This is a genomic window from Thermomonas sp. (genome assembly GCF_047606765.1).
In the GTDB taxonomy this organism is placed as follows: domain Bacteria; phylum Pseudomonadota; class Gammaproteobacteria; order Xanthomonadales; family Xanthomonadaceae; genus Thermomonas.
This window is the reverse complement of record NZ_JASGED010000063.1, coordinates 1-12826: the sequence shown is the minus strand read 5'-3', so window position 1 is coordinate 12826 and position 12826 is coordinate 1. Positions and strand designations below refer to the sequence as shown.

Annotated in this window: 15 protein-coding genes; 11 read left to right on the top strand and 4 right to left on the bottom strand. The window is 65.2% G+C overall.

Features of this window, described 5'->3' with window-relative positions; translation table 11 throughout:
- From eno to truD, 5 genes are all read left to right on the top strand, one after another.
- A partial coding sequence (gene eno / locus QM612_RS06185) for a phosphopyruvate hydratase (RefSeq protein ID WP_415253027.1) occupies window positions 1-1185 on the top strand: 1185 nt, incomplete at its 5' end.
- A 9-nt stretch (window positions 1186-1194) separates the two neighbouring features.
- The gene (gene ftsB / locus QM612_RS06180; RefSeq protein ID WP_415253026.1) at window positions 1195-1509 is read left to right on the top strand and encodes a cell division protein FtsB; all 315 of its coding nucleotides are present in this window, start codon (window positions 1195-1197) and stop codon (window positions 1507-1509) included.
- A 181-nt stretch (window positions 1510-1690) separates the two neighbouring features.
- The gene (gene ispD / locus QM612_RS06175; protein WP_415253025.1) at window positions 1691-2374 is read left to right on the top strand and encodes a 2-C-methyl-D-erythritol 4-phosphate cytidylyltransferase; all 684 of its coding nucleotides are present in this window, start codon (window positions 1691-1693) and stop codon (window positions 2372-2374) included.
- A gap of 1 nt (window position 2375) precedes the next feature.
- Window positions 2376-2858 (top strand): 2-C-methyl-D-erythritol 2,4-cyclodiphosphate synthase, encoded by a 483-nt coding sequence (gene ispF / locus QM612_RS06170; RefSeq protein ID WP_415253024.1) that lies wholly within the window; start codon window positions 2376-2378, stop codon window positions 2856-2858.
- 61 nt (window positions 2859-2919) lie between these two features.
- Window positions 2920-3990, top strand: coding sequence for a tRNA pseudouridine(13) synthase TruD (truD, locus tag QM612_RS06165; RefSeq protein WP_415253029.1), 1071 nt, complete (start codon window positions 2920-2922; stop codon window positions 3988-3990).
- Between the two features lie 114 nt (window positions 3991-4104).
- Here the strand turns inward: truD and QM612_RS06160 are convergent, their stop codons facing one another.
- Window positions 4105-4644: a Smr/MutS family protein gene (locus tag QM612_RS06160; protein ID WP_415253028.1), complete on the bottom strand. Its 540-nt coding sequence runs from the start codon at window positions 4642-4644 to the stop codon at window positions 4105-4107.
- Between the two features lie 98 nt (window positions 4645-4742).
- Between QM612_RS06160 and surE the strand changes: the two genes are divergently transcribed.
- From surE to QM612_RS06135, 5 genes are read left to right on the top strand one after another with little or no spacing between them, the layout of a single operon-like run.
- Window positions 4743-5528, top strand: a complete 786-nt coding sequence (gene surE / locus QM612_RS06155; protein ID WP_415253023.1) for a 5'/3'-nucleotidase SurE — start codon at window positions 4743-4745, stop codon at window positions 5526-5528.
- A complete protein-coding gene (locus QM612_RS06150; protein WP_415253022.1) occupies window positions 5525-6226 on the top strand; it encodes a protein-L-isoaspartate(D-aspartate) O-methyltransferase in 702 nt (233 codons plus the stop codon). Before surE ends, QM612_RS06150 begins: the two co-directional genes overlap by 4 nt.
- Window positions 6223-6837 (top strand): YqaA family protein, encoded by a 615-nt coding sequence (locus QM612_RS06145; protein ID WP_415253021.1) that lies wholly within the window; start codon window positions 6223-6225, stop codon window positions 6835-6837. Before QM612_RS06150 ends, QM612_RS06145 begins: the two co-directional genes overlap by 4 nt.
- Window positions 6834-7637, top strand: a complete 804-nt coding sequence (locus tag QM612_RS06140; protein ID WP_415253020.1) for a peptidoglycan DD-metalloendopeptidase family protein — start codon at window positions 6834-6836, stop codon at window positions 7635-7637. Before QM612_RS06145 ends, QM612_RS06140 begins: the two co-directional genes overlap by 4 nt.
- Window positions 7634-8389: a 4'-phosphopantetheinyl transferase family protein gene (locus tag QM612_RS06135; RefSeq protein WP_415253019.1), complete on the top strand. Its 756-nt coding sequence runs from the start codon at window positions 7634-7636 to the stop codon at window positions 8387-8389. The genes QM612_RS06140 and QM612_RS06135 overlap by 4 nt, the downstream gene beginning before the upstream one ends.
- Window positions 8390-8448: 59 nt before the next feature.
- On the opposite strand, the gene QM612_RS06130 is transcribed toward QM612_RS06135, so the two are convergent.
- Genes QM612_RS06130 through QM612_RS06120 form a run of 3 tightly spaced genes read right to left on the bottom strand, consistent with a single transcriptional unit; the run spans window position 8449 to window position 11251 of the window.
- Window positions 8449-9309: a copper resistance protein B gene (locus tag QM612_RS06130; RefSeq protein WP_415253018.1), complete on the bottom strand. Its 861-nt coding sequence runs from the start codon at window positions 9307-9309 to the stop codon at window positions 8449-8451.
- On the bottom strand, window positions 9309-11054 hold the full coding sequence (locus QM612_RS06125) for a copper resistance system multicopper oxidase (protein WP_415253017.1): 1746 nt from the start codon (window positions 11052-11054) through the stop codon (window positions 9309-9311). Before QM612_RS06125 ends, QM612_RS06130 begins: the two co-directional genes overlap by 1 nt.
- Window positions 11051-11251 carry a heavy-metal-associated domain-containing protein gene (locus tag QM612_RS06120; protein WP_415253016.1) on the bottom strand — a complete coding sequence of 67 codons (201 nt, stop codon included), beginning with the start codon at window positions 11249-11251 and terminating at the stop codon, window positions 11051-11053. The genes QM612_RS06125 and QM612_RS06120 overlap by 4 nt, the downstream gene beginning before the upstream one ends.
- A gap of 141 nt (window positions 11252-11392) precedes the next feature.
- On the opposite strand from QM612_RS06120, the gene QM612_RS06115 reads away from it, so the two are divergent.
- Window positions 11393-12826 (top strand): heavy metal translocating P-type ATPase (locus tag QM612_RS06115; protein ID WP_415253015.1); only part of this gene is annotated, 1434 nt, incomplete at its 3' end.

Here is a 12826-nt window from a genome sequence, read left to right as displayed (position 1 = left end):
GTGCCTTCGGGCGCATCGACCGGCACCAAGGAAGCCGTTGAACTGCGCGATGGCGACAAGACCCGCTATCTGGGCAAGGGTGTTGCAAAGGCCGTTGCCAACGTCAACGGCGCAATTGCCGATGCGCTGCGCGGCTTCGACGCCGCCGATCAGGCAGGGCTGGACAAGCGCCTGATCGACCTCGACGGCACCGAGAACAAGGGCCGCTTGGGTGCAAATGCGCTGCTGGGCGTGTCGATGGCGGCGGCGCATGCGGTGGCGGCATCGAAAAAGCAGCCGCTGTGGCGCTACCTGACCAGCCTCACCGAATCCGATGTGCGCCTGCCGGTACCGATGATGAACATCATCAACGGCGGTGCGCATGCGGACAACAACGTGGACTTCCAGGAGTTCATGGTGCTGCCGGTTGGCTTTGATTCGTTCTCCGAAGCGCTGCGCGCCGGCACCGAAATCTTCCACGCGCTGAAGTCGGTGCTGAAGGGCCACGGCCTGAGCACGGCGGTGGGCGACGAGGGCGGTTTCGCGCCCGACTTCCGCAGCAACGTGGAAGCGCTGGACACCATCCTCGAAGCGATCGGCAAGGCCGGTTACAAGGCCGGTGAAGACGTGTTGCTGGGCCTGGATGTGGCCAGCAGCGAGTTCTTCGAGAACGGCAAGTACAACCTCACAGGCGAAGGCAAGCGCCTGAGCTCCGAGCAGTTCGTGGACTTCCTTGCCGACTGGGCCGCGCAGTATCCGATCATCACCATCGAAGACGGTCTGGCCGAAGACGACTGGGCCGGCTGGAAGCTGTTGACCGAGCGCATCGGCAGCAAGGTACAACTGGTCGGTGATGACCTGTTCGTCACCAATCCGAAGATCCTCAAGGAAGGCATCGACTCCGGCACCGCCAACGCCATCCTCATCAAGGTCAACCAGATCGGCACGCTCAGCGAAACGCTTGAAGCAATTGCGATGGCGCATCGCGCCCACTACGCGGCCATCGTCTCACACCGTTCCGGCGAGACCGAGGACACCACGATTGCCGACATCGCGGTGGCGACCACAGCGACCCAGATCAAGACCGGCTCGCTGTGCCGCAGCGACCGCGTGGCCAAGTACAACCAGTTGCTGCGCATCGAACAGCAGCTGGGCAGTGATGCGCGCTACGCTGGCCGTGGCGCATTCGTCTCGCTGGCGCGCTGATCGCACTGCATGAAGCCCGTGCGCGTGCTGCTGCTCGTGCTTGCGCTGCTGCTGGCCTGGCTGCAATACAAATTGTGGCTGGGCGATGGTGGGCAGCGCGAGCTGGCGGCATTGCATGCGCAAGTGGCGGAGCAGAAAGCCGAGAACCTCAAGCTGACCCAGCGCAATGAGGCGCTGGCCGCAGAGGTTGAAAACCTGAAATCCGGCGAAGCGGCGGTGGAAGAACGCGCACGCAGCGAGCTGGGCATGGTCAAGCCGGGCGAGACGTTCTATCGGGTTATCGAGGACAGCGGTTCTCCCGAAGCAAAAACGGATGATCGTTGAATGCGCATGCGATCCCCCCTTGATCTGTCATTCCGGCGAAGGCCGGCGTCTTTTCGCAGTCCTTATGGCTGCGTATCCAGTTCTTGTCCAGTCTCTCGATGCGAAATGAGAAGCTGGATTCCGGCTTTCGCCGGAATGACGGCAAAGGCAGGGCAGGAATGACGGCAAAGGCAATGCAGGCATGACCTGGGCACTGCTGCCTGCCGCCGGCAGCGGTCGCCGCTTCGGCGGCGAGGTGCCCAAGCAGTACCTGCACGCCGCAGGCAAGCCCTTGATCGAGCATGCACTGGATGCGCTGCTGTCGCATCCGCGCATTGACGGTGCAGTGGTGGCGCTGGCCGCAAACGATCCGCACTGGCCGGGCTGGACATCGCTGCACGGCAAGCCGGTGATCGCCTGCATCGGCGGTGGCGAACGCGCTGATTCGGTGCTGGCCGCGCTGCATGCGTTGCCAGGTAACGCGAGCGATGACGAACTGCTGCTGGTACACGATGCCGCACGCCCGAACCTGCGCACGCACGACATCGACGCGCTGATCGAAGCCGCTTCCGCGCACGCCGATGGCGCGATCCTTGCCGCACCTGTGCGCGACACGCTCAAGCGCAGCGATGCCGAGGGCAGCATCGCCGCCACCGAGCCGCGCAACGGTCTGTGGCGTGCGCTGACCCCGCAGGCCTTCCGCCGTGGCCTGTTGCAGCGTGCATTGGAAACGGCGAAGACCGCAGGCATCATCGCCACCGACGAAGCGATGGCGGTGGAGCGGCTGGGCCTGCACCCACGGCTTGTCGAAGGCCGCGAGGACAACATCAAGGTGACCACGCCTGCTGATCTGGCGTTGGTCGCTTTCCTTCTGGGAGAACGCTGAAGTGACCGACATCCGCATCGGCCATGGCTTCGACGTGCATGCCTTCGGCGAAGGCGACCACGTGATGCTGGGCGGCGTGCGCGTGCCGCACACGCAGGGCGTCGAAGCGCACAGCGATGGTGACGTGGTGCTGCATGCACTGTGCGATGCCATCCTCGGCGCGCTGGCGCTGGGCGACATCGGCATCCATTTCCCGCCATCGGATGATCGCTGGAAAGGCGCGGACAGCCGCACCTTCGTCCGTCATTGCGAAGCGCTGATCCGCGAGCGCGGCTGGCGCGTGGGCAACTGCGATGTCACTGTCATCTGCGAACGCCCCAAGGTTGGCCCGCACGCACTGGCGATGCGCGAAGCGATTGCCGCCGATCTGGGCATCAGTGTGGAGGTCGTGAGCGTGAAGGCCACCACCAGCGAGAAGCTGGGCTTCACCGGGCGAGGCGAGGGCATTGCCGCGCAGGCCGTTTGCCTGTTGGTGCGAACATGATGTTCCTTCTCCCTCCGGGAGAATGTGCCCCGAAGGGGCGGATGAGGGTTCGGTAATGGCAATGACACCCGAACCCTCACCCCACCCCCTCTCCCCTGGGGAGAGGGGCTCTCAGCGCGCCCTCGGCGCAGCGGTGCTGTCCGCGCGCATCCGCAGCACGCCCGAGGATTTTTTCGTCGAAGAACTGCCGGGCTTCGAGCCCAGCGGCGAGGGTGAACACTTGCTGCTGACAGTCGAGAAGCGCGGCATGAACACCGCGTTCGCAGCGAAATTGATTGCGCAGTGGGCTAGCGTGCCGGAGCCCTCGATTGGTTATGCCGGTTTGAAGGATCGCCACGCGGTCACCCGCCAGCGTTTCAGCGTGTGGCTGCCGAAGAAAACTGCACCCGCCATCGATGCATTACATACGGACGAACTGCGCGTGCTGGAACATGCATGGCATGCGCGCAAGCTGCCGCGTGGCGCGCTGGCCGGAAACCGCTTCGTGCTGGTATTGCGCGATGTTGTTGGTGAACGCGATGCCATCGAAGCGCGCCTGCAGCGCATCGCTGCACGCGGTGTGCCCAATCTTTTCGGCGAGCAGCGTTTCGGTCGCGGCGGCGGCAATGTGCAGCAGGCTGTGGCGATGTTCGCGGGCCGCAGGGTCAAGCGCGATGAACGCACGATGCTGCTGTCCGCCGCGCGTTCGGAATTGTTCAACCGCGTGCTGGCCGCGCGGATTGAAGCCGGCAACTGGGATGCCGCGCTGGATGGCGAGGTGTGGATGCTGGACGGCAGCCGCAGCGTGTTCGGGCCGGAAGCGATGACGCCGGACTTGCAGGCGCGGCTGGAGGCGTTCGACATCCATCCCACCGGCCCGCTGTGGGGCGGGGGCGAACTGCGCAGCAGCGGCCAGGCACGCGAGCTGGAACTGGCGGCGATGCAAGGCGATACCGCATCACGCCTGCGCGCAGGGCTGGAACGGGAAGGCCTGAAGCAGGAGCGGCGCGCGTTGCGATTGCGTCCAGCAGAATTGGCGTGGGAATGGCATGACGATGCTGCGCTGGAATTGCGCTTTGCGCTGCCGCCGGGCTGCTATGCGACGACGGTGCTGCGGGAGTTGGGTGAATTAACAGATTCAGCGCAGCAATGATTGCTTGTCATTCCGGCGAAAGCCGGAATCCAGTTATTAATGGCTCTTTGCGATACAGCGCATGAAGGCAAGAGCTGGATTCCGGCTGTCGCCGGAATGACGAAACCCAAGACATCAATCCCGCGCCAGCAACACTAGCACCGCTCCCGTTCCACCCTGCGCCGCCGGTGGCGAGTGGAAGGCCAGCACGTCGGCGCGCTGGCGCAGCAGGCGATCCACCAGATTCTTCAGCACCGGCAGGCGTTCTTCGGAATTGCGGCCCTTGCCGTGGACGATGCGCACGCAACCCACACCGTGCTGGCGGCAGTCGCGCAGGAATTCGCGCAGCAAGGCTTCGGCGGCGCGCGCGGGCAGACCGTGCAGGTCGAGTTCTTCCTGCGCCGCGTATTCGCCGCGTGCCAGTTTCTTCAACACGCGCGGGGTGATCTCGTCGCGCCGGTAGCTCAGCGCATCGCCGGCTTCCAGCGCGGACACCACCATGTGGCGGAACTCCTCGCGGGTGGCCTCCTCGTCGCGGCGGGCCATCTTCGCGGAGGGCTTCGGTTTGGGCGCAGCCGGTGGCGGCGCGGCATCGGGCAGGGCACGCACCTTGCCGCTGTCGGCACCGATGGCGGCACGGAACAGCGCGGCATCGTCGATCACATCGTCGGACAGGGCATCGCTGGCAGGTTTTTTTCGCACGGGCGCAGGGTATCGCAGCGGCCTTCCGTTATCATGGCAGGCATGCACAGGCTTTCGATTCGCTAGGCGCAATGCGGGTACTTGTCAGCAACGACGATGGCGTCGATGCCCCCGGCATCCATGCACTGGCGAAGGGTCTGCGCGACGCCGGCCACGAAGTGGTGATGGTGGCACCTGACCGCGACCGCAGCGGTGCCAGTAATTCGCTGACGCTGGACGCGCCGATCCGCGTGGTGCAACTCGACGCGGCCACATGGAAGGTCTATGGCACGCCGACTGACTGCGTACACGTTGCAGTCACCGGCATGCTGGAAACGCTGGGGCTGGAACCGGACATCGTGGTCTCCGGCATCAACAACACCGCCAACCTTGGCGATGACGTGATCTATTCCGGCACCGTGGCGGCGGCGATGGAAGGGCGCTTCCTGGGCCTGCCTGCGGTGGCGATGTCGCTGGTCACTGCCGACCACAAGGGCAGGCATTACGAAACCGCGGCACGCGCGGCGGTGGAAATCATCGCGCGCCTGAGCATCGATCCGTTGCCGGCCAACACCATCCTCAACGTCAACGTGCCCGACCTGCCGTGGAGCGAAATCCGTGGCTTCGAAACCGGACGCCTTGGCAACCGCCATCGCGCCGAACCCTGCACGCCGCAGGAGGACCCGCGCGGTCGCCAGTGGTGGTGGATCGGCGCTGCCGGTGTCGAGCAGGATGCCGGCCCCGGCACCGATTTCCACGCGGTGCGCACCGGGCATATCTCGATCACCCCGATCCACGTTGACCTGACCCGCTATCAGGCACTGGAACACGTCGCCAGCTGGGTGGGTGGCCTGGCGCAAACGCTGGAGCGCGCATGACGATCTCGCGCCTGCGGCTGCAGCCGGCGGATGTCGGCATCGGCATGACCGGCCAGCGCGCGCGTGACCGCCTGGTCGAGCGTTTGCGCTCTGGTGGCGAGGCAACCCCCGCGATCAGTGATGAGCGTGTGTTGAACGCGATCCGCACCGTGCCGCGCCATCAGTTCGTGGACGAGGCACTGGCGGCGCGCGCCTACGAGGACAATGCGCTGCCCATCGGCCATGGCCAGACCATCTCGCAACCATGGGTGGTGGCGCGGATGACCGAAGCGCTGCTGGAGCAGGGCATGCCGAAGCGGGTGCTTGAAGTCGGCACTGGCTCCGGCTATCAGGCGGCGGTGCTGGCTGCGCTGGGCATCGAAGTGTTCACCGTGGAACGCATCGGCGACCTGCTGCGTGGCGCACGCAAGCGTTTCCGCTCACTCGGCTTGAACGTGCGCAGCAAGCATGACGATGGCCGCATCGGCTGGCCGGAACTCGCGCCGTTCGATGGTGTGATCGTCACCGCCGCCGGCCCAGCACTTGTCGATGCGCTGATCGAGCAACTCGCGCCCGGCGGCACGCTGGTGGCACCGGTCGGCCCCGCCAATGCGCAATCGCTGCTGTGCCTGCGCAAGGATGCCGAAGGCCGGATCGAGCGCCATGATCTGGGGCGTGTGGTGTTCGTGCCACTGCTGTCCGGGATGATCGACCGATGAAACTGTTCGGGCCGTTGTACGAACGCGCACTGGCATGGGCATGGCATCCGAAAGCCCCCGCATTGCTCGGTGGCCTGAGCTTCGCCGAAGCCATCGTGTTTCCGGTGATGCCGGAAGTGATGCTGGCCCCGATGTGCCTGTCGCAACCCCGGCGTGGATTCTGGTTTGCCACCATCAGCCTGCTGTGTGGGCTGGCTGGCGCAGTGATGGGTTACCTGCTTGGTCACTTTGCCTATGAACTGGTGAAGCCGATGCTGGCGGCGCTGGGCTGGCTGGACAGGATCGACGCGCAAGTGGTGCAGCTGCGCGAAATCACCGCGCAATCGCCGTGGAAAGCGTTCTGGCTGCTGGTGCTGGCTGGCTTCACGCCGATCCCGCTCAAAATCTTCACATGGGCCAGCGGCATCGTCGGCGTGCCGTTCCTGCCGTTCATGGCCAGCATGGCGATTGGCCGCGGCAAGCGCCTGTATCTGGTCGCGCTTGCCATCCGGCTGGGTGGCGAGCGCGCGGAGAAGGCGCTGCATCGCTGGATCGAACCCATCGGCTGGGCCGTGCTGGTGTTGTTGCTCGGCCTTGTCGGTTGGCTGCTGTTGCGCGGGCATGGTGCATGATGCTGCGCATGTACCTGCATCGCGCCTTCATCCTGTGCGCGGCGATTGCCGCACTCTCCGCCTGCGCACGCAGCGACGTGGTGCGTACTTCCGGCACGCGCGGCAAAACGTCCGTCTCCACACCGGTGCGCGTTTCGCAACCCAAACACGGCGCGACCGTGGTCGTGCAGAAAGGGCAGACGGTTTATCGCATCGCCACGGAGAACGGCCTCACCGCGCTTGATCTGGCGCTGTGGAACAACATCCCGCCGCCTTACACCATCCATCCCGGCCAGCGCCTGCGTCTGTATCCGGGTGGGCAGCGCAGCATCGCCACTGCACCCGTGCCAAGTCGTCCCGCAACATCGCCATCCACCAGCAAGCCGACGACAACCACGCCCGCGCCGATCACGCCCAAACCCGTGCCCACGCCACCGGTCGCCGCCAGCAATCTCGCATGGCGCTGGCCTGCCGATGGCAATGTGATCGCGCGCTTCGCTGCGGGCGATCCCACCCGCCAGGGCATCGACATCGCCGGGAATGCCGGCCAGCCTGTGCGCGCCGCCGCTGATGGCGTGGTGGTGTATTCCGGCTCCGGGCTGGTGGGCTATGGCGAACTGGTGATCGTCAAGCACAACGAGCAATGGCTGTCGGCCTATGGTCACAACCGCGCGCGGCTGGTCAACGAAGGGCAACTGGTAAAAGCCGGCCAGCAGATCGCAGAGATTGGCCGCAGCGGCGCAGCGCGCGACATGCTGCACTTCGAGATCCGCTATAACGGCAAGCCGGTCGATCCGCAGCAATACCTGCCCAAGCGTTGACCTGTACCACCATGCCGGACACGCCTGCAGCCGTCCACGCACATTGCCGCGTGCGGCTTGCGCGATTGGATGCGGTGACCGTCACGGGGCATGACTGGCTGGGCGATGATGAAGCCACGCGACTTGCGGCGATGACCTCGCCTGATCGCCGTCGCAGTTTCCTTGCCGGGCACTGGCTGGCGCGCGAACTGGCTGCGGATTGGTTGCAGGTGGAATCGCGGCGCATCACGCTGCAGCGGCATGACGATGGCCGTCCGCTGCTGTTGCTGGATGGCAGGGCGTGCGCACTGTCGCTTTCGATCAGCCACAGTGGCGACTGGCTGGCGGTCGCGCTGGCAAACGTGCCGGTCGGCGTGGATGTGGAACTGCCGCGCCGCCAGCGCGACCTGGATGCGCTTGCGCGCTTCGCGTTTTCGCCTGAGGAAGCGCAGCGACTGCAAGACTTGCCGGAAGTCGAACGCAGCACCGCGTTCCACCTGCTGTGGGCATTGAAGGAAGCGCGCGGCAAGCGCAGTGGGGAGGGCATCCTGCCCGCGCGATCACGGCAGGTGACGGCCATCCCCAGCAGTGCCGATGCCGCCGAGGCGATCAGTTGGCAGTTGGGCGAAGGCGCGTTGGTGCTGGCTGTCGATGCGGGAACCGTGGTGTCCGTTGAAACCAGCGAGACACCTGGCCTGCCGCAATTTTGGCGGTATTCACAAGCAAGCGGAGCAAGCTCCGCTTCTACAGGCGATGCACATTCGATTGCTTGAGATGCGCATTCGATTGCTTGAATCGTAGATGCCGAGCTTGCTCGGCATGCTGTTCGCAATCAGAACCAGAACCGCAACCCCGCGATCCATTGCCCATCACTGACCGGCTCCCCGGCGGCGCGGGCAAAATCCGCCGTGCCGCCAAAACTGCGCGACCACTGGTAGCCCACATAGGGCGCGAATTCGCGGCGTATTTCATAGCGCAGCCGCAGCCCCGCTTCGGCATGCGCAGGCCCGCTGCCGATGCCGCGCGCCACGTCATCGCGGCCATGCAGTTCAACTTCAACCACGGGTTGCAGGATCAGTTTGTTGGTCAGCAGCACGTCGTATTCGGCCTGTGCCTGCAACATGCTGCGCCCACCGTTGCCCAGGTATGCAGTGGCGGACACTTCGAACTTGTACGGTGCCAGGCCCTGCACGCCAACCGCCAGCCAGTCGCGTGATGGCCCGTGGCCGGTGTCATGGCGAATGCCAGCCAGCACGTCCCACCATGCGTTGACCGGCTTGCCCCACAGCGCTTCGATGCTGGCCCCGGTGTTGCCGTGTTCGCGCTCGCCTTCGCTGCGCAGCCACAGGCGGCCCGTGTCATGGCCGGACCACGCACTGGCTTCCCACGCGGCGGCATCGTCCTGCTGCCATTCCAGCCGGTCGGCGCTGACCATCCACACGAAGGGATCATCGTCCATGTGCGCGGACATGTCATGGCCGTGCAGATCGGGGAAGGCAGCAGCGCGGTCGGCATCAGTCAGGGCAGGGGGGCGATACGTTGCCGTGTCCTGCTTTTGCGCGTCATCTCCGCGAACACGCGCATCCGGTGTCTTTTCTTCCTGCATCGAATGATGCTGATGCTGCGCATGATCCTGCGCCAACGCCGCATTGGCGATGCACAACAGCAGGGCAGTGGCGATGATCCTGCGCATCATTCCTCCACCCGCACTTCGCGCATCATCCCGGCTTCCATGTGCATCAGCATGTGGCAGTGGAAGGCCCATCGGCCCAGCGCATCGGCGGTGACGCGGAAGCTGCGCTTCGTCCCCGGTGGAATGGCGACGGTGTGCTTGCGCACAAGGAAATTGCCATCGGCATCTTCCACGTCGCTCCACATGCCGTGCAGGTGGACGGGGTGTTCCATCATGGTGTCGTTGACCAGCGTGAAGCGCACCCGCTCGCCGTATTTCAGGCGGATCGGTTGCGCATCGGAAAACCTGATGCCGTCAAACCCCCAGCTGAAACGCTCCATGTGGCCGGTGAGGTGCAGTTCGATAGTGCGCGAAGGCTCGCGATTATCCGCTGGCGCATGCAGGCTGCGCAGGTCGGCGTAACACAGCACCCGGCGACCGTTGTTTCGCAGGCCGATGCCGGGGTCGTCCAGCCGTGGCGCAGGCGTCATGGTCTGCATGTCCACATCGGGATTGCCGGTTTCGCTGGCAGGATGTGCCTGCATCGCGCCGCTGCCGTGGTTCATCGCCGCGCCGCAACCGCCTTCCATGCCCATCGCTGCACCGCAGGCCATTTCGCCACCACTGGTCTTGCCGTGGCCACCGTGGCCCATGTCGTCCATCGTCAGCAATGCGCGCTTGTCCAGTGCAGGTACGGGCGCATCCATGCCCATGCGCGGGGCCAGCACGATGCGCGCATGGCCGCTGCGGTCCATCGCCTGCGCGAATACGGTGTAGGCGATGTCATCAACGGGCTGCACGATCACGTCACAGGTTTCCGCTGGCGCGATACGGAACTCCTCGACTTCGACCGGATGCACGTTCTGACCATCGGCAGCGACCACGGTGAAACGCAGGCCGGGAATGCGCACGTCGAAGAAGGTCATCGCCGCGCCATTGATGAAGCGCAGGCGGATGCGTTCGCCACGCGCGAACAGGCCGGTCCACGCATCGGCCGACGCACGGCCATTGGCAAGAAACGTGTAGGTATTGCCGTTGACATCGGCAAGATCGCTGGGGCTCATCCGCATCCGGCCCCAAGCGGCGCGGTCGGCCAGTGTTTCGCGCAGGCCATCCTTGCCTGTATCGCGCAGGAGGTCGGCAACGGTGCGCTTGTGGAAGTTGTCGTAATCGCTGCGCTTCTTCAGCCGCGCGAACAGGCGATGCGGATCCATGTCCGTCCAGTCGGACAGCAGCACCACGTAGTCGCGTTCGTACTGGAAGGGTTCCGGTTCGCGCGGGTCGATGATGAGCGCACCGTACAGGCCGGCCTGTTCCTGCAGGCTGGAATGGCTGTGGTACCAGTAGGTGCCGCTCTGCCGAACCTTGAAGCGATACAGGTAATCGCCACCCGGCGCGATGCCGTGGAAGCTCATGCCCGGCACGCCGTCCATGTTGGCCGGCAGCAGCAGGCCATGCCAGTGGATCGCGCTCACCTCGTCCAATGTGTTGCGCACGCGCAGGGTGACGGTGTCGCCCTCGCGCCAGCGCAGGATCGGCGCGGGCAGACTGCCATTGACGGTGACTGCCGATGCCGCGCGCCCGGTGACGTTGACCGGCGTGCGCCCGATGCTCAGGTCAAAGTCGGTGCCGGCCAGCAAACCGGTTTGGGGATGCGCCTGCGTCGCCAGCGCCCAGCACGGGGCAGGGCGCAGCCCCAGACCCAGCGCGGCACCTGCGCCAAGACCCTTGAGCAGAAAGCGGCGCAGCGGGTCGTGCATCGTCATTCGGCGGTCTCTGTTGCCACATACCCTTCAGCCGCCAGTGCTGAGATGGCCTGCCCGGCACTGAAGCTGCCACTTGCGCGCACATGCCCATGGCCCAGATCGACCACCACCTCGGCGCGCGCATCCAGCGCCTGCAACGCCTTGGTGACGGCCTTCACGCAGTGGCCGCAGGTCATGCCGGTGACTTTGAGCAGCATGGGTCTTGCTCCTGTTTCGATGCCAATGATGGAAGTTTCCACCTTCCCGCAATGGGAAGGTCACGTCATGATGCCGCATTGATTTTCCCATGTCGGGAAACTGCAGACTGGCGACACCATGAACCGCGTGAAGGACATGCCATGACCGCCACTCCGCTGCGCCTGCATATCGGCGGCATGACCTGCGCATCCTGCGCGGGCAGGGTGGAACGCGCCCTGCAGAAGGTGCCGGGCGTGCGCGAAGCCACGGTAAACCTGGCCACGGAAATCGCCAGCATCAGCGGCGATGCAAAAACGGAAACGCTGATCGCCACCGTGCAGGATGCCGGCTACGAGGCATCGCTGGCCGATGATCCAGCGCCAGCATCGGACGATGCCCATGCGCGCGAAACCCGCCACCTGCTGATCGCCATCGCGCTGTCGCTGCCGCTGGTGTTGCCGATGCTGCTGATGCCGTTTGGCATCCACTTCATGCCGCCGGGCTGGCTGCAGTTGCTGCTGGCCGCGCCAGTGCAGCTCTGGCTGGGCGCGCGCTTCTACCGCGCCGGCTGGCATGCGCTGAAGGCGCGCAGCGGCAACATGGACTTGCTGGTGGCGCTGGGCACATCGGCAGCGTTCGGCCTGAGCGTGTTCAACCTGTGGTTCTCCGCACATGCGCACCACGGTGTGCCGTTGTATTTCGAATCCGCTGCCGTCGTCGTCACATTGGTGCTGCTGGGCAAATGGCTGGAGGGCAGGGCGAAGCGCCAGACCACCGAGGCCATCCGCGCCCTGCAAGCACTGCGCCCGAGCACTGCACGGGTGCTGCGCGATGGCATCGAAACCGAACTGCCACTGGAACAGGTGGCCGTGGGTGACCGCGTGGTGGTGCGCCCCGGCGAACGCATTCCGGTGGATGGCCGCATCCTTGAAGGCCGCAGCCACAGTGATGAATCGCTGGTCAGCGGCGAATCACTGCCGGTGCCGAAGCAGGCGGGCGATGCCGTCACCGGCGGCGCATTGAATGGCGAAGGTCGGCTGCTGCTTGCAAGCACCGCCATCGGCGCGGAATCCGTGCTGGCGCGGATCATCCGTCTGGTCGAAGACGCACAGGCACGCAAGGCACCGATCCAGCGCATCGTGGACAAGGTGAGTGCGGTATTCGTGCCGGTGGTGTTGCTGCTTGCCGCGCTGACCTTGCTGGGCTGGGGATTTGCCAAGGGCGATTGGCCGCAGGCGTTGATCCATGCGGTATCGGTGCTGGTGATCGCCTGTCCCTGCGCGCTGGGTCTGGCAACGCCCACCGCGATCATGGTTGGCACCGGCGCGGCCGCACGCGCCGGCATCCTCATCAAGGATGCGCAGGCGCTGGAACACACCTGCAAGCTGCGCAGTATCGCCTTCGACAAGACCGGCACACTGACGCTGGGCCACCCGGTGATGACCCAACTGGATGCATTTTTTGATGATGCCGACGGCGTGCTGGCACTGGCTGCCGCCGTGCAGGCCGGCAGCGAACATCCGCTGGCCCGCGCCGTGCTGGATGCCGCAAGCGAACGCGGCATCGCCATCCGCGCAGCGAGTGACAGCCATGCG

What these genes read in the sequence shown, in the direction of transcription:
- ftsB (WP_415253026.1), top strand. Translation starts at nt 1,195, where the DNA reads ATGAAGCCCGTGCGCGTGCTGCTGCTCGTGCTTGCGCTGCTGCTGGCC.
- QM612_RS06145 (WP_415253021.1), top strand. Translation starts at nt 6,223, where the DNA reads ATGAAACTGTTCGGGCCGTTGTACGAACGCGCACTGGCATGGGCATGG.
- QM612_RS06120 (WP_415253016.1), bottom strand. Translation starts at nt 11,251, where the DNA reads ATGCTGCTCAAAGTCACCGGCATGACCTGCGGCCACTGCGTGAAGGCC.
- QM612_RS06125 (WP_415253017.1), bottom strand. Translation starts at nt 11,054, where the DNA reads ATGACGATGCACGACCCGCTGCGCCGCTTTCTGCTCAAGGGTCTTGGC.
- ispD (WP_415253025.1), top strand. Translation starts at nt 1,691, where the DNA reads ATGACCTGGGCACTGCTGCCTGCCGCCGGCAGCGGTCGCCGCTTCGGC.
- surE (WP_415253023.1), top strand. Translation starts at nt 4,743, where the DNA reads ATGCGGGTACTTGTCAGCAACGACGATGGCGTCGATGCCCCCGGCATC.
- QM612_RS06150 (WP_415253022.1), top strand. Translation starts at nt 5,525, where the DNA reads ATGACGATCTCGCGCCTGCGGCTGCAGCCGGCGGATGTCGGCATCGGC.
- truD (WP_415253029.1), top strand. Translation starts at nt 2,920, where the DNA reads ATGACACCCGAACCCTCACCCCACCCCCTCTCCCCTGGGGAGAGGGGC.
- QM612_RS06140 (WP_415253020.1), top strand. Translation starts at nt 6,834, where the DNA reads ATGATGCTGCGCATGTACCTGCATCGCGCCTTCATCCTGTGCGCGGCG.
- QM612_RS06130 (WP_415253018.1), bottom strand. Translation starts at nt 9,309, where the DNA reads ATGCGCAGGATCATCGCCACTGCCCTGCTGTTGTGCATCGCCAATGCG.